At 64.1% G+C, this 21,912-nt stretch carries 19 protein-coding genes and 1 pseudogene; 9 read left to right on the top strand and 11 right to left on the bottom strand.

Annotated elements, in window-relative coordinates; translation table 11 throughout:
• Window positions 1–165: 165 nt before the first annotated feature.
• Both RVF83_RS15825 and RVF83_RS15820 read right to left on the bottom strand, forming a co-directional pair.
• Window positions 166–1,929 (bottom strand): FAD-dependent monooxygenase, encoded by a 1,764-nt coding sequence (locus tag RVF83_RS15825; protein ID WP_005199828.1) that lies wholly within the window; start codon window positions 1,927–1,929, stop codon window positions 166–168.
• An 87-nt stretch (window positions 1,930–2,016) separates the two neighbouring features.
• Window positions 2,017–2,196 carry a hypothetical protein gene (locus RVF83_RS15820; RefSeq protein WP_005199829.1) on the bottom strand — a complete coding sequence of 60 codons (180 nt, stop codon included), beginning with the start codon at window positions 2,194–2,196 and terminating at the stop codon, window positions 2,017–2,019.
• 473 nt (window positions 2,197–2,669) lie between these two features.
• Between RVF83_RS15820 and RVF83_RS15815 the strand changes: the two genes are divergently transcribed.
• Both RVF83_RS15815 and RVF83_RS15810 read left to right on the top strand, forming a co-directional pair.
• Window positions 2,670–3,287, top strand: a complete 618-nt coding sequence (locus RVF83_RS15815; RefSeq protein WP_005199831.1) for a hypothetical protein — start codon at window positions 2,670–2,672, stop codon at window positions 3,285–3,287.
• A 147-nt stretch (window positions 3,288–3,434) separates the two neighbouring features.
• Window positions 3,435–3,641: a helix-turn-helix domain-containing protein gene (locus RVF83_RS15810; RefSeq protein ID WP_005199832.1), complete on the top strand. Its 207-nt coding sequence runs from the start codon at window positions 3,435–3,437 to the stop codon at window positions 3,639–3,641.
• A gap of 67 nt (window positions 3,642–3,708) precedes the next feature.
• Here the strand turns inward: RVF83_RS15810 and RVF83_RS15805 are convergent, their stop codons facing one another.
• Together RVF83_RS15805 and RVF83_RS15800 are read right to left on the bottom strand one after the other, a co-directional pair.
• On the bottom strand, window positions 3,709–5,643 hold the full coding sequence (locus RVF83_RS15805; RefSeq protein ID WP_051989336.1) for an acetoacetate--CoA ligase: 1,935 nt from the start codon (window positions 5,641–5,643) through the stop codon (window positions 3,709–3,711).
• Window positions 5,644–5,699: 56 nt separating this feature from the next.
• Window positions 5,700–6,599 carry a fumarylacetoacetate hydrolase family protein gene (locus RVF83_RS15800; RefSeq protein ID WP_005199834.1) on the bottom strand — a complete coding sequence of 300 codons (900 nt, stop codon included), beginning with the start codon at window positions 6,597–6,599 and terminating at the stop codon, window positions 5,700–5,702.
• 261 nt (window positions 6,600–6,860) lie between these two features.
• On the opposite strand from RVF83_RS15800, the gene RVF83_RS15795 reads away from it, so the two are divergent.
• Both RVF83_RS15795 and RVF83_RS15790 read left to right on the top strand, forming a co-directional pair.
• Window positions 6,861–7,430, top strand: a complete 570-nt coding sequence (locus RVF83_RS15795; RefSeq protein WP_005199835.1) for an NADPH-dependent FMN reductase — start codon at window positions 6,861–6,863, stop codon at window positions 7,428–7,430.
• Entirely contained in the window at window positions 7,427–7,873 is a 447-nt protein-coding gene (locus RVF83_RS15790) for a nuclear transport factor 2 family protein (RefSeq protein ID WP_157226863.1), read from the top strand. The genes RVF83_RS15795 and RVF83_RS15790 overlap by 4 nt, the downstream gene beginning before the upstream one ends.
• A gap of 46 nt (window positions 7,874–7,919) precedes the next feature.
• Here RVF83_RS15790 and RVF83_RS15785 read toward each other — a convergent pair whose 3' ends face one another.
• The 4 genes from RVF83_RS15785 to RVF83_RS15770 form a co-directional block, all read right to left on the bottom strand.
• On the bottom strand, window positions 7,920–9,764 hold the full coding sequence (locus RVF83_RS15785; protein ID WP_083877556.1) for an acetolactate synthase large subunit: 1,845 nt from the start codon (window positions 9,762–9,764) through the stop codon (window positions 7,920–7,922).
• A gap of 47 nt (window positions 9,765–9,811) precedes the next feature.
• Window positions 9,812–10,102, bottom strand: a complete 291-nt coding sequence (locus tag RVF83_RS15780; RefSeq protein WP_005199838.1) for a DUF3263 domain-containing protein — start codon at window positions 10,100–10,102, stop codon at window positions 9,812–9,814.
• Window positions 10,083–11,375 (bottom strand): 2-oxo acid dehydrogenase subunit E2, encoded by a 1,293-nt coding sequence (locus tag RVF83_RS15775; protein WP_005199839.1) that lies wholly within the window; start codon window positions 11,373–11,375, stop codon window positions 10,083–10,085. The genes RVF83_RS15780 and RVF83_RS15775 overlap by 20 nt, the downstream gene beginning before the upstream one ends.
• Before the next feature lie 72 nt (window positions 11,376–11,447).
• A complete protein-coding gene (locus RVF83_RS15770; RefSeq protein ID WP_005199840.1) occupies window positions 11,448–13,799 on the bottom strand; it encodes a transketolase-like TK C-terminal-containing protein in 2,352 nt (783 codons plus the stop codon).
• A gap of 249 nt (window positions 13,800–14,048) precedes the next feature.
• Here RVF83_RS15770 and RVF83_RS15765 point away from each other — a divergent pair, with 249 nt between their 5' ends.
• Both RVF83_RS15765 and RVF83_RS15760 read left to right on the top strand, forming a co-directional pair.
• Window positions 14,049–14,543, top strand: a complete 495-nt coding sequence (locus RVF83_RS15765; protein WP_005199841.1) for an Lrp/AsnC family transcriptional regulator — start codon at window positions 14,049–14,051, stop codon at window positions 14,541–14,543.
• A 51-nt stretch (window positions 14,544–14,594) separates the two neighbouring features.
• Window positions 14,595–15,296 (top strand): GntR family transcriptional regulator, encoded by a 702-nt coding sequence (locus tag RVF83_RS15760; RefSeq protein ID WP_005199842.1) that lies wholly within the window; start codon window positions 14,595–14,597, stop codon window positions 15,294–15,296.
• A 142-nt stretch (window positions 15,297–15,438) separates the two neighbouring features.
• On the opposite strand, the gene RVF83_RS15755 is transcribed toward RVF83_RS15760, so the two are convergent.
• From RVF83_RS15755 to RVF83_RS15745, 3 genes are read right to left on the bottom strand one after another with little or no spacing between them, the layout of a single operon-like run.
• Window positions 15,439–16,050 (bottom strand): VOC family protein, encoded by a 612-nt coding sequence (locus RVF83_RS15755; protein WP_005199843.1) that lies wholly within the window; start codon window positions 16,048–16,050, stop codon window positions 15,439–15,441.
• Between the two features lie 57 nt (window positions 16,051–16,107).
• A complete protein-coding gene (locus tag RVF83_RS15750) occupies window positions 16,108–16,521 on the bottom strand; it encodes a DoxX family protein (RefSeq protein ID WP_005199844.1) in 414 nt (137 codons plus the stop codon).
• Between the two features lie 21 nt (window positions 16,522–16,542).
• On the bottom strand, window positions 16,543–18,273 hold the full coding sequence (locus RVF83_RS15745; RefSeq protein ID WP_005199845.1) for an FAD-dependent monooxygenase: 1,731 nt from the start codon (window positions 18,271–18,273) through the stop codon (window positions 16,543–16,545).
• A gap of 348 nt (window positions 18,274–18,621) precedes the next feature.
• Here RVF83_RS15745 and RVF83_RS15740 point away from each other — a divergent pair, with 348 nt between their 5' ends.
• From RVF83_RS15740 to RVF83_RS15730, 3 genes and pseudogenes are all read left to right on the top strand, one after another.
• The gene (locus RVF83_RS15740; protein WP_005199846.1) at window positions 18,622–19,902 is read left to right on the top strand and encodes a helix-turn-helix domain-containing protein; all 1,281 of its coding nucleotides are present in this window, start codon (window positions 18,622–18,624) and stop codon (window positions 19,900–19,902) included.
• Between the two features lie 279 nt (window positions 19,903–20,181).
• Window positions 20,182–20,580: a nuclear transport factor 2 family protein gene (locus RVF83_RS15735; protein ID WP_174351906.1), complete on the top strand. Its 399-nt coding sequence runs from the start codon at window positions 20,182–20,184 to the stop codon at window positions 20,578–20,580.
• A pseudogene (locus tag RVF83_RS15730) lies at window positions 20,528–21,754 on the top strand (sulfatase-like hydrolase/transferase). The gene RVF83_RS15735 and the pseudogene RVF83_RS15730 overlap by 53 nt, the downstream one beginning before the upstream one ends.
• Window positions 21,755–21,912 lie beyond the last annotated feature (158 nt).

Below are 21,912 nucleotides of genomic sequence, written 5' to 3'. Positions count from 1 at the left end.
AGATGTTGACATATCAACCACTGTACTCGGAGTCGTTGATGTGTCAACCAAATCGGGGATTGCGGAGTTTTCGCTGGGTCTGGCCTAGGTATCTGGTGGGGCAGGCAGCGCACGACGCGCGGGGCGGTGCGTAACGGAGTGTTCCACGCACCGCCCCGGGTCGTTTCAGGATCGGCTGAGGATGGTTTCCAATGCCGCCGTGAGGGTCTGCTCAGGCTGTGCGTCTCGGTCCAGGGCGCGCCAAGCCACGTGGTTGTCGGGCCGGATGAGCACGGCGCCGGCGTTGCCGATCTCACCGACCTCGCCCCAGACGCCGTCGGTGTCGTCGAGGTCGACGCCGATGCGCGCGACCTTGATGGTGATGCCGAACTTGTCCGCGGCCACGGTTGCGGAGCGCGACCATTCGTCAGCATCGGTTCCGGCGATCAGGGCGAACGATCCGTCGTTACCGGTCAGGTCGTGGGTTGAAACCCGGTTGCCGTCCTTGGTGACCCAGGCGTGGGGTAGCCGGTGCCCGGGGCGGGTGGTCGGGGTGTAGATGGTGCCGCTGGCCGATCGGGGTGCGGGCGGGGTGCCGTCGGGAACCACTGCTCCGTTGTCGTAGCGGAAGCCGATCTCGACGTCGTGTGCCTGGAACTCGGCGCGTTGTGTGCCGATGGCGATGGCGGCTCGGTGACGCAACGCGTCTCCTAGGAGGCCGTCGGCGAATAGAGCATGGAACGCCGCGATGTTCGCTTCCAGCGGGGCGCCGGGGGTGAGGCCGATCCCGGCATCGATGACGGTGTGGTTGGTGAAGGCCATCAGCGCCCAGTCGGCGCCGTCCGTGCTGACTGGCTTGCGCTCGGATTCGTAGCTGTCGAGCAGCGCATCCGTGGCAGACCCCGAGAGCACCTGGGCGAGCTTCCAGGTCAGGTTGTGCGCGTCCTGGATTCCCGTGTTGAGTCCCAGTCCGGTGGTGGGCGGTTGGCGATGCGCGGCGTCACCGGCAAGGAAGATGTTCCCGATCCTCCAGCGGTCAGCGACGATCCGGTCGAGAATCCAGTGACTGACTTTGTGCACCTGGAGTTCGACCTCGGGCAGTCGCAGGAGTTCACGCAGCCGTGGTGCGATGGCTTCTTCGTTGAAGCGCTCGGGATCGTCGGGCCGGAAGGCGAAGTGCACGACCCACTCTTCGGAGTTGCGGCCCCAGGTCGGTCCCATCTGGACCATCGCGCCCGCGCCCCAGGAGTTCTCACCCTCCGGATTGAGGAACCAGGTGATCAGGGTGTGGTCGTCCCAGTACTCGGACAGATCGGCGGTGAAGTGGGTGCTGACCATGTCGACCATGTCGGTGGGGCCCACCATCTCGACGCCTTCGCGGGGGCCGATGGTCTTTCCACCATCGGCGGCGATCACGTATTTCGCGTTGACCGTGAACTTTTCATCGGTGTCCCGGTTGACCACCTCAGCCGTGACTCCATCATCGGTCTGCGACCAGCCGAGAACTTCGTGGTTGTAACGGATCTGTCCGGGAGCCCGCTTCTCGGCTTCCTTACGCAGCAACGGCTCGAGTCGAAGCTGTGGGTAGTTCGTCGAAAGGACGGGGCTGTCCGCCTGGTAGCGCTCGGCGAGCTCGCCGCCGCCGAAGGCGTCCATGCGGTGGATAACTTTGCGGTCGAGTGGTCCGTCGCCGCCCAGAGAAGTCATCCAGCGAATCTGGCCGAACTTGTCGATCGGCGCGCCGACCTCGTAGAGCGCGTCAGCGATGCCGTGCTGACGGAATACCTCCATGGTGCGCTGGTTCAGGTAGTGCGCCTTGGGCAGGATCGAGGTGCCCTGGTGACGCTCGACGAGCAGATGGTCGACACCGTGGTTGGACAAGAAGATGGAGCTGGTCAGTCCGCATCCCCCACCTCCGATGATGAGGACGGGGGTTTCGATGGTGGTCATCGCTGTTCCTTCACTTTCGTTGTTTACGTCGGCGGCGGTCGCCGCGCGGGAGTTGCGGTGATGGTGAGTGTTGACCGCCCATGGGGGTCAGACGCCAGCGAGAAGGGCCATGGGGTCTGAAAGATCCGGACTCGCGGCCAGCGCCCGTTCTTGAGTGGCGATCTCATCAGGAGCGTGCGCGTCCAGTACCGTGTAGTACCAATAACCCACTTGGGCGAGACCGCCTGTTTGGAACACGACGTGAGCGAACGTCCGCGTGCTGGACATGGCAACTCCTGATCACTCGCCACGTTCGTCAATCGCGTGTGGCTCCTGACACACATGACATACTGATGTGATCGCGGTTACCACTGGTCAGGGCACAGAGTTCGTCGTTCACTTTGAGCTCGAGACCAAAAGCGCCGGTCAGACGGGTGGACTTGGGAGTGATGAGCACGTGGTAGCTCACTGGACGAGTAGGTTGACCCCAGAGGGCCACTTCGCGGCAGACATCGACTCGTTGGGTCGCGACGGTCTTGTGGTGCGAGCTGAGCTCGGTGACGAGGTGGCCCGCTGGACGGTGCAGGTGGGCACACGTATCGCTGTGCGAATCACGGAAGAGATTCCGGTGCTGGGTGATTCGGCCCCGCACTTCGACGCCTTGCGGGTGGCGACCACGTCCACGACACTGCGGGCGTTGACATTGGTAGCTGGGTTGTCCGCAGAATCCGACAGTTTGACCAGCGACGAGGAAACAGAGATTGCAGCAGACTTTGCGCGGCGCGGTCTCGAACTCGAAGACCTGTTGCAGCTCCATTCGCGTCGGCTACGCCGAGCTGGCTGCTTCCTTGTTGGACGGCGCAGCCGAGAACGCCTCCGACGCCACAGCAGAAGTGCGCCGAGTGTCGGTGCTCCTCTTCGAGGCGATGGACGACTTCTCGAGCGGTGCGACCACGTCGTTCATGCGCGCGCAGGAACATTGGGCAGCGAGTGTTTCCGCGGCTCGACTCGACCTCGTGCAGACGATTCTGAAGGACTCGCCGATCGACCTTCTCCAGGCGGACTCGCTATTGAGCTACCCGCTCGCCGGCAGCCATTTGGCGATGATCGCGTGGACCGATCCCCAAGTGGGCCTGACCGATCGCGACCTTCGAACGACCGTCGAGGAACTGGCTCCTGCTGGGGCACGCCGTCGGGCACGCTGGTCATCCCGGTGGGTGCGCGAACTATATGGGCGTGGGCGGCGATACACACGCCCCATCGGCGACGTCTCGCTTTGCCCTCGATCGAGGGTCTGCAGATCGCTGTCGGCCAACCTGGCGCGGGTCTTCAAGGATTCCGACGCAGTCATCTCGAAGCACGTAGCATCGAGCGGCTGATCGGCCTCCGTCCAGATTCCCCCCACCGTGCGGTTGTGGCGACACACCAAGACCTCGACATGCTTGCTCTCGCCCTTGCCGATCCTGCTTCAGCCCAGAGTTTTGTCGACCGGCATCTGGGGTGCACTCGCTGATCCCGATGTACGTATGGCCGAGTTGCGCAGCACGCTGAGCCGCTACCTCGATGCGGATCGAAGCATCTCCAAAGTAGCCAACCTGGAGCAGATCTCACGTAATACAGTGACCTACCGGGTGCAACAGGCCCTATCTGTGTGCAATCATCCCGAGGGTGGGCCGACCACCCGGCTTCGGGTGGCGTTGATGATCTATGAGTGGCTCGCAGCCGCCGACTGATGAACGGCGCACCCCGCGGGTCTTCACGCCGGCGCGACGACCCGAGACAGTAGATCCCGGCCTCCGCTCAACGATCTCGACGTGCCGCCGCACGAGCGGCTTGGAACCGCTGCGCGTAGTCGACATACCAGTCCAAGGACCGAGAGTCAGCGACGGTCGCCCGGTTGATGGCCGCCTCGGGTGGCATCCCTTGGATCAGCTTCTTCACCGGAATCTCGAGGCGCTTACCCGTCCTGGTGGCCGGTATTGCCGGTACGTCGAGAATGTCATCGGGTACGTGTCGAGGGGATACGTTGCGGCGGACGGTGTCTCGGATCTTCTCGATGAGCTCGTCAGTGAGCTCGTGACCCTGCTTCAACACGACGAACAACGGCATGTGGTAGTCGCCGCCCGGTAGTTCGGCGCCGATGACAAGTGATTCCGCGATCTCGGGCAGTGTCTCGATAGCCTGATAGACGTCTGCGGAACCCATACGGATACCGCCACGGTTGAGCGTCGAGTCGGATCGACCGTGAACCTGGAAGGTACCTCGGGCGGTCCGTGTGATCCAGTCCCCGTGCCGCCACACTCCGGGAAAATCCTCGAAGTACGCGCCGCGATAACGGATTTGTTCCGGGTCGTTCCAAAAGTAGATCGGCATCGACGGCATCGGCGCGGTGATCACCATCTCGCCGACCTGGTCCATGACCGGCTCGCCGACATCGTTCCATGCCTCCACCGCCACCCCCAGGCAGGGCCCTTGCAGTTCGCCGGTGACCACGGGTGACATCGGATTCGCCCCAATAAAGGCCGTGGCAACGTCGGTGCCACCGCTGTCCGAACCCAGTTGGACATCCTCGGACACATGTTCATAGACCCAGCGCCACGTCGTGTCCGGCAGCGGCGAGCCGGTGGACATGATCGACCGCAGCGCGGTCAGATCGAAATCCCTTCCCGGTCTTGCTGCGGCCCTCTCGCACAAGGTCAGGTATGCAGCTCCGGTCCCGAATCGTGTCACCCGGTGTTCGGCGCAGATCTCGAATTGGTGGTCTGGGCGGCCGAGCGTGGGGCTGCCGTCGTAGGTGACGATGGCGCACCCAGTCGTCATCGCGTCGATCAGCATGTTCCACACCACCCAGGCGGTGCTCGCGGCAATGAACACCCGGTCGTCGGGACCCAGGTCGTAGTGCAACGCATTGGCTTTGAGCGACTCGAGCAGAATTCCGCCATGGGAATGAACGATCCCCTTCGGGAGACCGGTGGTCCCGGAACTGTAGAGCACCCACAGGGGATGGTCGAACGGTACCTGCTCGTATTCCGGGGCTGCGTCTCCCACCGCGAGGTCAGCGAAATCGAGGACACCGTCGAGGAATTCGAGCTTCTTGTCGCCAAGGTTGCGGACCATCACGGTGTGGCGGACGGTCGGCAGTTCCGCGGCCAGCGCCTCGACGGTCTCACGCCGGTCTAGGACCTTGCCGTTGAACTGATAACCGTCGACGCCGATTAGAATCGTCGGCTCAATCTGCGCAAATCTGTCGACCAGTCCCTTGACCCCGAAATCAGGCGCACAGCACGACCACACGGCGCCCACGCTGGCGGTGGCCAACACGGCGATCACTGTCTCGGTGATATTCGGCAACACCGCGGCCACGCGGTCTCCTGGCCGAACCCCGAGGCGTCGGAAGCCGGCCGCGACATTCGCTACCCGCTGTTCCAGCTCGCGCCAGGTAGTTGTGAGAGCCGATGCCGATTCGTGGAGTGCGATGATCGCCGGGTCGTCCCTGTCGGCACGGCGCAAGATGTTCTCGGCCCAGTTCAACCGGGCACCCGGGAACCACACGGCGCCGGGCATGTCAGCATCCTCGAGCACTGCCCTCGGTGGCGCCGATGCAAGGACGTCGAAGTAGGTCCAGATCGAATCCCAGAAAGCCGTCGGGTCATCGACCGACCATTGCCACAGTTCGCCGAACCCTTGGGTGCGGACCTCCCGGTCACTGGTCAGCCAGCGTTGATAGTCGGACATGCGGGTCGCGGCGACCCGGTCTGGTGACGGGGTCCACAGAACCTCGGGACTGGTCGTCACTTGTCGGCTCCTGTCACATGCGGGGCCTCGGCCAGCACTGCGGCTGGGTGCGGGCGTGTCGAGGAGATGAACCGATGCCGCATCTCACCGATCACATCAGCGTTGCTCACGAGCTCGTCCTCGGTCGTGATGAGTCGCTTCGGATCCCGGGTGAATCCGACTCCGGACGGGGTTCCGGTGAAGATCAGGTCACCGGGCCGCAGCTCGACGAAGGCCGAGAGGTACGCGACGAGGGCGGGCACGGAGAAGATGAGGTGGCGAGTGCTCGAACCCTGCATGAGCTCGCCGGAGAGGGTCGTCGACACCTCGACGTCGTCGGGATCGTGGAACTCGTCGAGGGTTACGACGGCCGGTCCGATGGGCGAAAAGCCGGCGAACGACTTGCCGAGGTTGAACTGCGGGGTGGGACCGGCCAGCTGGACCCCACGTTCTGACACGTCCTGCCCCAAGGTCAAGCCAGCGATGTGTGCCCAGCCGTCTTCAAGCGCCACATCGCGGGCCGGCGCACCGATGACGGCGACCAGCTCGACCTCGAAATCGACCAGATCACTCGGTAGCTCGATCGTGTCGTACGGACCCGCGATCGAGGCCGGGAACTTGGTGAAGATGACCGGAGCGTCTGGGTGCGGGATATTCGCTTCGGCGGCGTGGTCGGCGTAGTTCAGGCCGACAGCGAACACCTGACCCGGACGCGGAACCGGCGCTCCGAGCTCACCAGCCCGGAGGGGGGTCGTGGAAGACAGGTCAGCGCTCGAGGCCCAGTCCAGGAACTCGTCCCACCGGCCGTACACAGACTGGATGTCGCTGCTGAACTTTCCGGCGCTGACCTTCTCGACGTCCACGACACCGTCCCCGGTGTCGATCATCAGTCGATGGGATTGGTTGACGATCCGCATTGGTGTCCTCGCTGACGGAGTAGGCATGTGCTCGGCCTCAACGTTCGTGACCGAGAGTGGCGGTTCGGCCAGAGCTCTGGACAGCTTCGCCGTGGTGACATATGTTATAACAGTAGCGGTTGAGTGACAACCATCCCATACGTAGTCCCGACTGAATGCCCTCCGGCCGGCGAGTGGGTCGTTGACTCGACATCTGCGTGACCGCTCCTCGACCGCCGCGATAACGGATTCTTTAGCATTGTCAGCGACGAAAGGTAGCCAGTGCCTGACCCAGCAATCGAGGTAGGTGTCCTCGTAGGAAGCCTACGCCGCGAATCGGTGAACCGAAAACTCGCGTCCGCAATGGCTAGCCTTGTCCCCGAACGCCTTTCGTTCACCGAGGTCGCGCTCGGCGAACTGCCGATGTACAACGGCGACCTCGAGCCGGACCGACCTTCTCCGGTCGAGGTGTTCACCGACAAGATCCGGGGATTCGACGCGATCTTGATGGTGATGCCCGAGTACAACCGGTCGGTCCCCGCGGTACTCAAGAATGCCATCGACTGGGGCTCGAAGCCCCCACACGCGAACGCGTGGTTGGACAAACCTGTAGCTCTCACGGGGATCTCGCCGGGCGCGATCTCTACGGCGGCAGGACAACTACACCTGCGTCAGGTGCTCGGAGCACTAGGGGCCGCCGTCCTCGGCGGCGAGGCCTATCTGTCCACGCGTTCAGAACCGTTTCGCCCAGACGGAACCCTGCAAGATTCTGCGCGAGAGTTCCTCGGCGACTACCTGAATCGATTCGCGGACTTCGCCGGCAAGTTGCGCACAACCGAGGCTGCCCGGTGACGAGTACGAAGTCAACGCCCCCGGAGGAGATCGATGGACGCGTGCTCTCGGCCCTCCTCGCCTGCGAGCAGGTGATCGCGGACTCGTACGCACGGGCCGACGCCGATCAACGCGGGTCCGTCGCCGACCTGTTCGTGGAGGATGGGCGCCAACGGCTCGGCCCTGACGAAATGCACGGACGCGAGAACATCCGCGAAATCATGGGCGCTCGGGACGGTATGGGGCGTCGCACGCTCCATACCGTCAGCGACGTCCGAATGGTCGGCCCAGCGAGCGGCAACGAAGTCCATCTCTCATACAACGTGACGCTGTACCTGCTGTCCGGCGAAAGCCCCTGCATCCCCAACGCACTCGCTTCGGTTGCCGATGTCTTGGTTGAGCAGGATGGTCAATGGCTGCTGAAAAGTCGTGACCTGTCGGTACTGGCATCACACCACGGCTGAAGAGCTTTGTCGCGGTGGGGTTTCCACCGCGACACAGCCTGTGCAGTCACTCGAGGCCGTCGAACAGCGGCCGGATCCCGTCGGCGACCAGGATCTCGTTGTTGCTCGCCCCCGCCGCGATCATCGGCCACACCATCAAGTCGTCGCCGACGACGAAGTCGATGACCACGGGACGGTCGGTGACCGCCCGCGCCAGCTCGATCGTCTCCTCGAGCTGATCCCGCCGCTCGCAGCGCAGACCCACGCAGCCCAGAGCCTCGGCGAAGACGACGAAGTCCGGCACCCGTCGGGTCAGGGTGGCCAGGTCGACGCTGTGGTGACGGCCCTGGTAGTGCACCGTCTGCAGCTGGCGGACCATGCCAAGATTCCCGTTGTTGATCAGCGCCACCTTGATGGGCAGCCCCTCCTCCGCCGCGCACGCGAGTTCGCGGCCCGTCATCTGGAAGCAGCCGTCGCCGTCGACGGCCCAGACCTCGCGGTCGGGGTTCCCGACCTGGGCGCCGATAGCCGCCGGGACGGAGTACCCCATGGTCCCGAGGCCTCCGGAGTTCAACCACGTTCTCGGTGCATCGAAGCGGACGAAGTTCGCCGCCCACATCTGGTGCTGTCCGACACCGGACGCGAAGATCGTCCCGCTGCTGGACAGCTTGCTCACGGTTTCGATGACCCGCTCGGGTGACAGTGAACCGTCGGCCGGATCGTCGTAGCTCAGCGGATAGTCGGTGCGCATCCGATCCAGGTAGCCCACCCAGTGACCGATGTCAGGCTTCCGGCCGCGGGCAAGCTCGGGTCGCAAAGCTCTGCTCAAGGCCCTGATCGCGGTCCGCGCGTGTCCGACGATGCCGATGTCCGCGCGCCGGTTCTTGCCGATCTCGGCCGGATCGATGTCGACATGGATCACGCGAGCATCAGGCGCGAACGACCGTGCCGCACCGGTCACCCGATCGTCGAATCGCGCGCCGAGCGCGACGATGAGATCGCTCTTCTGCAGCGCCGCCACCGCGGCGACGGAGCCGTGCATCCCGGGCATCCCGTAATGCAGCGGATGGCCGTCCGGGAAGGCGCCTCGCGCCATCAGCGTGGTCACCACCGGGATGCCGGTCAGCTCGGCGAGTTCACGCAACGCATCTGCGGCGGACGCTCGCACCACACCTCCCCCGACGTACAACACGGGCGCGCTTGCGGCGAGGATCTCCTCCGCGGCGGACCAGATCGAATCGTCGGAAACCGTTGTGGGAAACTCGTATCCGGGGAGGTCAACCTCTGCGGGCCAGTCGAACGTGGTCGTGGCCGACAGCACGTCGGAGGGAACGGCGACGACCACCGGGCCGGGCCGGCCCGTCGCCGCGATGTGGAAGGCCTCGGCCAGAATCCGCGGCAGGTCGCCGGCGTCGGTCACCAGGAAACTGTGTTTGGTGATCGAACGCGTGATGCCGATGACGTCCACGTCACGGGACGAGTCCGTCCCGATGTCGTCGCGGTCGACCTGAACGGCAATCGCGACGACCGGGACCGAATCCATGTTGGCATCGGCAAGCGCGGTGATCGAGTTGGTGGCACCCGCTCCCGCCCCCGCCACGAACACACCGGTTCGACCCGTCGAAGCGGCGTAACCCGCCGCAGCGTGGCCGGCGCCCTGCTCGTGCCTCACACGGACGGCGCGCACCCCGGGCGAGTCAGACAGCGGCTCCCATACAGGGAGGAGGTCGGGAGTCGGCATCCCGAACACAGCCTCCACATGGAGCGCTTCGAGACCGCAGACGAGCGCGAGGGCGCCACTCATCCGCATGCGGTCGCGCGGGTCGGCGCCAGTACGGGTGCCGGCCAGATCGTTCGGGGTCGGACGCACACGCCGTCGACGAGGCGCTGCATCGGCGTCCAGAGTTGTCATGACAGTTGTCCTTATACTGCGGGTTTGTCGGTGGGTCGGTGCCGTTGTCACCCTAGGAGTGAGGCGATACGCTGGGCATTCTTGAGTCGGGTGATCTTGCTGGAACAGTGTCTGCGCAGGCGCATTCGTAGTCCGGGCTCGATATGGTTCGCGGCACCGGTGGAGATCAGCATGTTGATCCGGTGGTAGAACACAGCCGGCGTGACGCCGAAGTCGGGGAAGATGTACTCGTCCCCTGTTTCGAACGGCAGCCACTTGACTGCCCATCGCAGCATCTCGCGATCGGCGGTGGTGGGGAGTGCGCCTGCGTCTTGTAAATCAGTAGAGGTCGCTCGCATGGAACCCGCCTTCGAGTCGGTTCTTGATCGTGGTGAGGTACCGCGCGGCGTCGGCCCCGTCGACGACGCGGTGGTCATAAGAGATGGACAGGTACGCCATCGAGCGGACGTCAAGGCTTAAAGCACCGTCGCGGCGGGACGGTACAACCCGCTCGACGACTGCGCCGGTGCCGAGAATTCCCGTCTGCGGCTGGTTGATGATCGGGGTGTCGAACAATGCTCCGCGACTACCGGTGTTCGTCAGAGTGAACGTCCCGCCGCCGAGCTCGTCCGGCCCGATCTTGCCCGCACGCACGCGCTCGGCCTTGTCCGCGATCGCGCGTGCAAGACCCTCGATGCTGAGATCCTGGGCGTCACGAATGACCGGAACCATGAGCCCTTTGTCGCTGTCAACCGCAACGCCGAGGTGGACCCGACCGTGGTAAGTGATCTCGGTGACGTCGGCGTTCAGCGAGGCGTTGAGAACACGGTGGTCGGACAGCGCGGAGACCGCCGCCTTCGCAAAGAAGGGCAGAAACGAGAGCTTGACGCCCACGCGCGCGTAGAACTCGTCCTTGTGGGCGCGGCGAAGGTCGGCGACCGAGGTGACATCGGCCTCGAGCACCGTGGTGAGTTGCGCCGAGGTCTGCAGCGATTCGACCATGCGAGCGGCGATCGTGCGCCGGATACGCGGAAGCTTGTCGGTCACCGTCTCCAGCGAGCCCCTCGCAACGGACGGGGACGCCGAAATAGACTTACTGGCACCCTCTTTGAGGTCGCGAGGCTCCGGGGCCGCGGCGTGCTGCACTTTCTCCGGAGCCTTCTGCGCTGCCCCGTTCACCGAACCCAAGGCGGTTTCGGCTTTCGGGGCGGTCGCCTCGGGGGCCGGGGCAGCAGCGGGTTCCGGTTTCGAGGGTTCCAGTTCCGGCTGCTTGGGAGCCGGCGGCCGAGCGCGCTCTGGTGTCCGGTCGTCGGCCTCTGACGACGGACCCCGGTCCGTGTCGCCGTCGGGTGCGCCTGCTGATTCCGTCGACGAGCCTCCCTCGGTGTCGATGACGGCCAGGTCCGCACCGATCGCGACCACGTCGTCCTCGGACGCCAGGATCTCCACAAGGATCCCGCCGACCGGCGACGGGATCTCTGTGTCCACCTTGTCCGTCGAGACCTCGAGGAGCGCCTCCTCGGCCTCAACGCGGTCGCCGGGTTCTTTAAGCCATCGGGTGATGGTGCCCTCCTCGACACTCTCACCGAGGGCAGGCATGTGAACGGTCGTCGCGGACTGGGTACTGGTCATCGTGTGTCCTTGCGAGGTGGGTGGCCGGGCGGCGAATCGGTTGGGGCTGTATCGCTTCGGATCGGGAGAGGACTATTCGGGCAGGACGTCTAGCGCGGCCCGCACGATGCTGTCGGTGTCGATGCCGTGGTGGCGGTAGACGTCCTCGAGTGATCCGACCTGCCCGAACTGGCTGACGCCGAGCGACACCGAGGGAACGCGGTTCACGCCGGCGAGGAACGTCAGCGTGTGCGGGTGACCGTCGAGGACGGTGACCATCGGAGTTGCGCGCTCAGCGGGCAGCAGCTGGTCGAGGATCCAGGTGTCTGCTTCGCCCTGGCCCCGCCGGGCCTGCACTGCCTCGAACAGGAGTCCCGGGCTGGTGACGCACAGGATGTCGGCGTTGACCCCGGCCTGTTCCAGGCGTTCACCTGCGGCGATGGCCTCCGGCATCATCGCGCCCATGGCGACGATGGTCAGGCTCGCGTCCGGTCGCCGGATCAGCGGGTATCCGCCTGCGACGACCTGGCGTCGACGACGCTCGCGTGCGGCTGGGTCGGTGGGGACGTTGGCCAGAGACTGATCGACCGGGCGCGTCGACAACCGGAGGTAGGCCGACGTCCCGTTCGGACGTCCCAGACGGCCGATACTGGCCAGCAGGGTCCATTCGACGTCGATGCCGAACGCCGGCTCATACGAGATGCAGCCGGGCTGCTCCAGTCCGATCGACGGGGTCTTGATCGACTGGTGCGCACCGCCTTCGGCCGCGAGCGTCACGCCCGAGGGGGTACCGATCAAGATCGACTGCCCACCCGCGTAGATGCCGTACGACCAGGGCTCGAGGGCGCGCTCGACGAACGGGTCGTACATGACACCGATCGGAAAGATCGGCTCGCCCCAACGGCTCCAGGTCGCCCCCAGCTCGCCCATCAGGCCGACCAGGTTGGTCTCCGCGATGCCGAGCTCCATGTGCTGCCCCGTCGGCTTTTCACGCCAGTGCATCAGCGTCTCGGGGTCGTCGTCGAACCAGTTCTTGCGCTCGGCGGCCGACCACACGCCGACCTTGTTGACCCAACCGGCGAGGTTCGTCGTGCTGCTCACGTCGGGACTGACCGTGACGACTCGCTCAGCGACCTCCGGGGCGCTGCGGGTCAGGTCGAGGAGCACGCGTCCCAGGCCGGCCTGCGTGCTGGCCGTGCCCTTCGGGGTACGTCCGCTGTCGGCGGGAACCTCGGGTGTGTTCAGCGCCGGGATCGCGTCGCGCTTCAAACGCTCGGCGGTCGTCGCGCAGAGCCGACCCAATTCCGAGTCCTCGTCGAAGCGCCCCCACGGATTGTCGGCGTCGCGACCGAGGCGGCCGGCGAACTGTTCGAACTCCTCGACGCTCAGCAGGGACGAGTGGTTCTGCGGGTGGCCTTCGGTCGGCAGCCCGTAGCCCTTGATTGTGTAGGCGATGATGACGGTCGGCCGGGTGTCGTCGATCTGGCGGTAGGCCTCGATCAAGGCAGCCATGTCGTGGCCGCCGAGGTTGCGGATCGCCGCGGACAGTGTCGAGTCATCGAGGTCAGCGATCAAGCCCGTGATCTCGCTGCTGCCCGGCCCGTCACCCGGCAGACGATCGCGGACCTGTTCCGGCGTGCACCGCAGCAGACGCTGGTACTCGGCGTTGGGCATGTCCAGGATGCGGGTCCGCAAGGCCTGCCCGCCGGGCCGGGCGAAAAGGGACTCGAGCAGCGCGCCGAACTTGACGGTGATGACCTGCCACCCGGCGGCGTCGAACATTTTCTCCAGGCGTCCGGCGGCGATGTTGGGGACGACGCGGTCGAGCGACTGTCGGTTGAGGTCGACGATCCAGACCACCTCGCCCAGTTCGGCAACGCCCGGATCCAGGATCGCCTCCCAGACCGCACCTTCGTCGAGTTCGGCGTCACCGACCAAGGAGTACTGGCGGCCGCTCCCGGCGGTGCCCATGGCGGTCTGCACATAGCGGCGCGCGATAGCCGCCCAAATCGGTGCGGTGGCGCCGATTCCGACCGATCCCGTGGAGTAATCGACGGTGTCGGGGTCTTTGGAACGACTCGGGTAGGACTGCAGCCCCTTGTACTCACGGAGCGTGGTCAGGTACTTCTCTTCGAGATCGCCCAGGAGATAGTTGATGCTGTGCAGCACCGGCGACGCGTGCGGCTTCACCGACACCCGGTCCCCGGCCTGCAACTGCTCAAACCACAGCGCGGTCATGATCGCCACCATCGACGCGCTCGACGCCTGGTGGCCACCGACCTTGAGGCCACTCGTGTTCGGCCGCACCCGGTTTGCGTGATGGATGATCGCCGTCGACAGCCAAAGAACCTGTTCGGCAACCTCATCGAGAACCCGGGGGTCGATGTCAGCCGCCCGCGGGAAGACTGTCTCGGACCCGATCTCGGCCTTGTGCGTTGTGGACATTTATAGCTCCTGAGAATGGAATGCGCGATGGAGTCGCTGACGCCGTCGGATCTCGAAAGCGGGCCGGTTGCAAGGCTGGATGGCCACCGGGGTGCGAAGCGGCAGATCATCAGACGCGGCGTGGGTGACACCCTCCGACGAAACTGTTGTTATAACAGTGAACTATCAACGAGAAGTGCGCAATAGTCTGCTTCCACCATGCGCACTGTGCACACTATGCTGCAGAGACCCATCGAAGAGGGGTGCAATATGCCAAGATTCGGACTCGCCGACGCCATTGATGCGCGACTGCTCCTGGCCTTGAAGGGCGCCCCGCGGGCCACCGCCTTGGCGCTCGCCGAACACACCGGCCTGTCGCGGAACACAGTGCAGGCCAGAATCGCGAAGTTGGAGCAGTCCGCAACCTTGTATTCTTTCGAGCGGCGGGTGAACCCGGCGGCGTTGGGTTATCCGATTCATGCGTTCGTGTTCACGAATGTCCGTCAGCGACGGCTTGATTCGGTTGCGGACGCGCTGTCGGAAGTTCCTGAGGTCGTCGAAGTCCACGGACTCAGCGGCGTCGCGGATCTGCTCATCCACGTCGTCGCGCGAAACGTAGAGGACCTGTATCGGGTGGCCGGCGACATCTTGGCCATCCGAGGCGTCAAGCGGACCACGACGGGCCTGGTGATGCGTGACATGGTCCCGTACCGCGTGACACCGTTGATCGAGGCGCTGGCCGCCGATCGCCAAGACGAGCCGTAGCGAAACGGCCGTTATATCATTGCGCGGTCTATCGGAGGAGAGGTGACGACCATGGCTACGGCACGTGCCGACGAGGAGGCTCTGCCACTGCGGTCGCTGACCACAGTGTCGGTGCCCGATCAGGTGGCCAAGGAGATTCGTAGGGCAATCTTGTCCGGCGACCTCCGGGCAGGCCAGGCATTCTCACTGCGCAAGGTCTCGGCCCAGCTCGGCGTCAGTTTCATACCCGTCCGCGAAGCCCTCCGTGAACTCGAGGCGCAGGGTCTGGTAGTCATCCGTCCGGGCAAGAGCGCGATGGTGGCCCCCCTCAGTCACGACGATCTGCACGGCATCTATCGGCTACGGCGACAGATCGAGCCCGAACTCGCAGGACGGGCAAGCGCGTTGCTCACCAAGCAGGACATCGCGCAAGCGGAGAAGCACCTGGCGGTGTTCGCCGACGCCAGCCTGGACATCGACGACGTCTACGACGCTCACCATGCTTTTCATCAACAACTCCTCAAACCTGCTGCGACAGAATGGGATCTGCGAATCCTCGAGGGATTGTGGCATGCGGCCGAACGTTACGTTCGGTTGGCTTTTGCGGGGCTCGACTCCGATCCGAACGAGCCCGATCGTCGATGGCACACGCACCACGCGCTGCTTCAGGCGACGTTGACCGGCGATGCCGACACCGTCGCGGTGGCCACCCGTCAACACCTCGACGACAACGAGGAGATCGCCCTCCGTGCACTGGATCCCATAGCTTTTTGACCTGTGGTCGATACTGACCGCCGAGTGCCGGCGCCGCGCCCGAACGGTGACGCCCTGGACATGAAGCGCCGGTGGCGGTGCGGTTGGATGTGCCAACCGCACCGCCACCGGCGCGTCGTGTTGCGTATGTTACTGCCGTCAGTCAGTACGCCTCGGGGAGAAGGATGTCCCCGCGGGGAGTCTCGGGAAGATACTTGCCTTCACGGCATCCTTGGTGAATCTCGTCCTTCCCCAGACCGCTCGCGCGAGCCTCGACCAACTTGTCCGGATCGAACCACTCTCCGATGGGATTCTCGGCGAACTCTCGCGAGGCCCACATCCACTCCTTCGACTCACCCCAGCTGTCGAACGCGTCGACCTGGATTTCCACGCCGTTGCCTTCGGGGTCGGCGTAGTACATCGACATCGTCAGTCCGTGATCGAGGCACATGAACGGCTCGATACCCACCGCCTTGAGGCGGCTGTAGTTGTCGAGCCACTGATCGAAAGTGCCGTATTCGAATGCGGTGTGGTGCAAACCTGCGCTGGTCGGCTTGTCGATCGGCTTCTTGATCGCCGGGTGTGCGATCAGCGCGATGCGATGATTGGCTTCGTCGTTGGTCAGCCATGCAGCGGTCTCTGCGTAATGCACTGGAGTCAGGCCACATACGGTTTCGTACCAGGAGACCATCTCGTGCAACTTCAGCGTGAGGAACGTTGCGTGGTGGAACTTGGGAGCGATGACCGGACGCGGCCGGCGGGGGTATTCGGACATGATCACTTCTTTCTGTAGTGCATGGTCGAACGGCGCGACGGTCAGCGCGCCGAATGGTCAGGAGAAGAGCGGGCCGGTGAGTGTGAGACCCAGTGAGTCACCTGTCGATACGACGAAGCCGAACAAGAACAGTGCAGCGCCGGCGAGGGAGATGTCCTTGCTGAACTGGATCTGTTCGTTCATGCGCATCTCGACGTCGGTGTGACGCCAGAATGCGTGCATGAACGCGGCGGAGGGGATGAGGAAGGCCACGAGCATCAACGCCCCGAGATCCGTCCAGGCCCCCAGGACGATCAAGATGATCGCCACGAGCATCCAGATGCCGCTGCCGATCACGTACACACGTCCCGGGCGGAGTCCGCTGCTCTCGCAGTACTGACTCATCGCCGCGGTGTTGGTGAAATGTCCCAGCGCACCGCCGATGAAGATGGCGGCGAACAGGATTCGTCCGATGAGAATAACGATGTCCATGATGTTGTCCCGTTCTGGCGCTCAGACCGCTGCTGCAGCGGTTTCGACGGTGGCCTCCACCCGGCCGCTGATAATGCGGACGAGGCCGGCGACGTTGTCGAGTAGGGCGTCGCCGCGCCACGCGACGTGACCGTCCGGCCGCACGAGGACGAGATCGCGCTCATAGACCGCGCGCGCGTTGGCGTCGTCTATCGCAACGACCTGCAGGGGCAAGCCGGCGGCCGCAGCCTCTCGGACCAGAGCGTCGGCGGCATCGGTTCCGACAAAGGAGACCAGCGTGAACCGGTCGCGGAAGTGCTTGTGAATCGAACGCCCGTCGGCGAGGCGTACGTGAGGTGCGCGGGCGCCGGCGAGGGTGGACGGCGCGTAGGCCTCACCGTCGACCACGCTCAGCGGGCTGTCGTCGGCGACCACAACGGGCGATCCGTCGTAGCGGTAACCCATTTCGACGCCGTAGCTCTCATGCTCCCCGGTGTTAGACGCGAAGTAGTCGAACAGTTCACGACGGTGCTGGTCGCCCTCCGGGCCCTCGGCGTCGATGAGATCGAGGTCGATGAGCTGCTGAGCCTTCACATGGACATTGAGGTGCTTGAACGACCAGTCCCGCGCAGTGACCGCGACCGGGCGCCGCTCGAGTTCGTAGCTGTCGAGCAGGACGTCCCCGCCGGCTCCGTTCACGACCGCCGCCAGCTTCCAACCGAGGTTGAACACGTCGCCGAATCCGGTGTTGAGACCATATCCGCCAGTGGGGATCACCTCGTGGGCGGCATCACCGGCCACGAACAGACGCCCGTCCCGATACCTATCGGCGACAAGCACATTCGCATGCCAGACGCTGCTCTGCAGTACCTCGTCGATCTCGAGGCGACGGCCACATGCGGCGTTCAGCAACTCCTGCTTGTCGATGTCCTCGGTACGGACACCGTCCGTGATCGCGCTCGTCTGCAGGGTCCAGGTGTCGCGCTCGTCCTGGGCGATGATCGCGCCCACGCCTCCGCCTACGAAGAAGGTGTGCCAGAACTGGCCATGCGCGTGCAAGGTCTCGAGATCGCGGGACTTGAAATGGACCTGGCAGAACGAGATGACACCGCGTTCACCTTCCATGGTGAGTCCCATGGCACGCCGGACAACAGATCCTGCGCCGTCGCAACCGACGACGTAATCGGCCTCGAGCGCGAGTACCTCAGAAGTCGACGCCGAGGTGATCTGAACATGCGCGCCGGAGTCGTCCTGAGTGACGGCATCGACCCGCCACGGTCGGAGGACCTCGATGTTGTCGTCGGCCTGGCAACGACGCATCAGTAAGCGCTCGACCTCGATCTGAGTTACGCGTTGCCATGCCTGCGACGGCGTCGTGCCATCGTTGACCGACTCGATCCATGCCGTCATGCCGTCGACGCTCGGATACTTCCAGTGCCCGATCTGTCGTCCTGCCATAGAGGTCGCAAAGACGACGTCGTGCGAGTGATGCGCAGCCACACCGGCTGCTCGGATCTCCTCGGCGATTCCCAGTCGGTCCAGCAACTCCATGCTGCGGGCGTTCGTGAGATCCATTTTCGGGAATGTCGTTGTTACAGCATTGCGCTCGACGAGCGTCGATTTGACTCCATACAGGCTGAGCTCAAGCGCGAGGGTCATGCCGACGGGACCTGCCCCGGCGATGATGACCGACCGGCGGACGCCGGCGTCGGGAGCAACGGACGACGGGTCCGAGACGGCCGTTTGCGTCTCGTCGCTGAATGGATGACTCACTGGGTGCCTTTCTGAGAACCGGAGCGACTACCAGCCGATCCGGCTGACGAACCTGGCGTTATGCGGGTGATCTACCTCACACGCTACAGTCGTTATTTGTTATATCACCAGGTCGCTGTTGTGGACAATAATCCGCAAGTAGGGCTGAAAGCTGCTGACGTCTGTTCGGTGGCGAGGCCGACCGCTGGACGTTCGGTGTGGTGCTGGTCACTGTGTTCCAACCCATTGTGAACACTCCACCCGGCCGTTTCCAGCGGCTGAGACACAGTCACTCGTGCCCGAGTCTGTGCTACAGCCCAAACGCCACAACGAGTGCGGACGACTGAACGAGCGAAAGGATCGATCCGAATGCCCCACTGGACGCAAGGCCTTCATCGGAACCGCCAGTCCCAGCCGGAGGATGAATGGCTTAATCCGGACGCCGATCGCATTGGAACCACACTTGGCGCCGGCGCAGTGAGTTGGGCTGTTGAGGTGGGTGAGGACATCGCCGCAACGATCGTTCGCGAGTTGCCGACTATGGAGCAGACCGGGGCTCAGTTTCAGACCGTCCGCCGCGCGACCACGTCGACAGCGCTGCGTGCTCTTACCCTGGTCGCGGGAATTGCCGAGTCCGACGCCCAACTTTCCAGCCCGGAAGTAGAAGTGGTCGCCAAGGACTTCGCCCGCCGCGGCCTGGACTTGAATGATCTTCTCGCGACTATCCGCGTCGGTTACGCGGTATTGGCGGCGGCATTGCTCGACGCTGCACTACAACTCGTCCCAGCCCCACATAGCAGCCAAGAGATGCGTCGTGTTTCGGTTCTCCTGTTCAAAGTCCTGGACCACTTCACTTCCGTCGCCACCACGACCTTTCTCGAGGAGCGCAACGCATTCGTGGCCGGCGTGTCGGCGGCGCGTCTGGAGCTGGTCAAGAAAATCATCGAGGGCGATTCGGTCGATCGCGGTCGTGCGGACGAAGTACTCGGCTACTCGGTCGAAGCACACCACGTGGGTTTGGTGGCCTCGAGCCGCTCTCACTCGAATCACGACGTCCGGTCGGTGATCGATCCGGCCCTTCGTCACTGGGGCGTCGCCTCGGCAGTGCTGGTCATCCCCATCGGGTTGCAGACGATCTGGGCGTGGGGTGCGGTGAACCCGACGCACGGTACACCGACCCAGGGGCCACTTCCCGTCTTCGACGGGACGACCATCGCGATCGGCGAACCGGGTACGGGGCTCGAGGGATTTCGGCGCAGCCATTTGGAAGCGCGCGCCGTCGAGCGTCTTATCAACCTGCGGCGACCCCAGCGGACCGGACTGACCGTCGCCCATTACGAAGTCGGCCTGGAGTCCCTGCTGCTCACCGACCCGCCGGCGGCCGAGGACTTCGTCAAGCGGACGTTGGGTCCACTCGCAGACGATGACCCGCGATCCGCAGACCTACGTGGGACGCTCGGCCGGTACCTCGACATGGATCACAGCCTCAACAGGGTCGCTGCCGTTGAGCATATCTCGAAGAACACGGTGACCTACCGGGTCAATCGCGCACTGTCCTTGAGCGGACACGTGCCCGGCTCACCCACAACCGATCTACGCGCAGCGCTTCGGATAGACAGCTGGTTGAGAGGTCACACAACGGAGCCCTGACAGATGTCGTCGAGACCAGACGGTTTTGGGCTGCGACCCAAATCGCCGCGGCGCCTCTGTTCTGTGTACCAGTGCTTAATACGACGCCAACCGATGTACTTGTGTCACGCGCCACATACTGGGTTACGGCGAACCGAGAGATGGTTCGGGCGACCCGGCCCATTGTGATTGCAGCACAGCATTTTTCACTCATCTGCGCACGAGGCTGAGCGCCGAACCTCGACCTGCCCGTCACCAGCAGTGATCCCCCAAACCGGCACATCAGACAGAGAGATGACCATGACGACCACCACCCCCGAACTCGAGACGACGCGCACCCTTCTCGAAGCCGCTGACACGGATATCTCAGCGTTCTTCGCCCTCTTCTCCACCGACTGTGCTTTTCGTATGGGAAACAACGACGTGGTGACGGGCCGGGAGAACATCCAGGCCTGGGTCGCGACGTACCTGCGATCCGTCGCTGGTATGCGCCACGTGATCCTCGAGGAGTTCACATCCGGGAACATCACCGCGCTCCGGGTGGAGGTCACCTACACGATGCAGAACGGTGAGGAGTTCACCCTTCCCGCGGTCACCCGCACCAGGGTCGAGAACGGTGCAATCACGGAATACCTCATCTTCATGGATGTCAGCCCGGTGGTTGCCGCGACGTCGGGCCAGGCCATCCACCCGGGGTGAGCCGAGCGCCAACCCGCGCAACCCATTCGCGACTTCTCGACGACGAGAGAGTTCTCCTTTGCGACGCACTGTAAGTTCCAGATTGTCCGGTGGTTCCACGCTGTGCGCGTCTCTGTGCGCCTCAGCGCTTCTAGCGGTTGCCGCCAGTGGCTGCTCGAGTTCAGACCCGACGCCGTCGGCTCAACCCGCCGACAAACCGAACATCCTCATGGTCCTGCTCGACGACCTTGGTTACACCGACCTCGGTCCCTACGGCGGTGATGCAGCGACCCCCAACATCGACTCCCTTGCCCGGGAATCGCTGCAATTCACGAATTTTCACGCCTACCCCGTCTGCGCGCCCACCCGGGCCGCATTGATGACGGGCCAGGACCCCCACCGGGTCGGGCTGGGTTCGATGGAGGGGTTCACCGCGCCCGGCGTACCGACGACAACTCCGGGATACAAGGGAACGCTGGAAGGCGAGTACACCGGTGTGGCCGAGGTCCTCGCAGGAGCCGACTACTCGACTTTCCAGGTCGGCAAGTGGCACCTCGGCGAGGAGCCCGGGCAGACTCCTCGAGACCTCGGTTTCGAGCAGAATTTCACCATGTACGACGGGGCCGCTTCGCACTACGCCGACAAGTTGCGGCACGCTCCCCGCGATGTACCACCGGTGGACACGGTTGCCTATGAACGCAACGGAGAGCCCATCGAAGAGTTGCCCGACGACTTCTACTCCACCCACGCGTAGACCGATGAGTTGCTGCGCATGATCGACCAGAACGAGGAGACGGACAAGCCGTTCTTCGGATATCTGGCCTACACCGCGGTCCACGATCCCCTCCACGTGCCGGACGAGGCGCTGATTCAGAAGTATCTCAACGAGTATCTGGACGACAACGACTTCCAAGCGATGCGTACCGAACGCATCAACCGACTCGCCGACCGGGGCCTCATCAGTAAAGACGTCGCCACGCGTTGGCCGGCACAGACACCCGAATGGGACAGTCTGGATCAGGGGCAACGCCGCGACCTCGCCTATCGAATGGCCGTGTACGCAGCCATGATCGACGACGTCGATCAGCAGATCGGCCGACTGACGGATCGTCTGCGCGAGACCGGGGAATACGACAACACGCTGATCCTCCTGACCAGCGACAACGGCGCCGCCAGCGCGTCGCGAACCGTCTAGACCGCCAAACCGGGTGCCGCAGAATGGCAGGACGAGCACTATCAGCGCACCGGCGACGTCGAATCGTACGGTGCGCCAGGGTCGTACCCGACTCTCGGACTACCGAACGCGCAAGTGTCCTCTGGTCCATATTTCCATTCCAAGACAACCGTTTTCGA

This window comes from Gordonia rubripertincta (assembly GCF_038024875.1).
GTDB classification, from domain to species: Bacteria; Actinomycetota; Actinomycetes; order Mycobacteriales; family Mycobacteriaceae; genus Gordonia; species Gordonia rubripertincta.
Note: the sequence above shows the minus strand (reverse complement) of the source record. Positions and strands in the feature narration are given on the sequence as shown.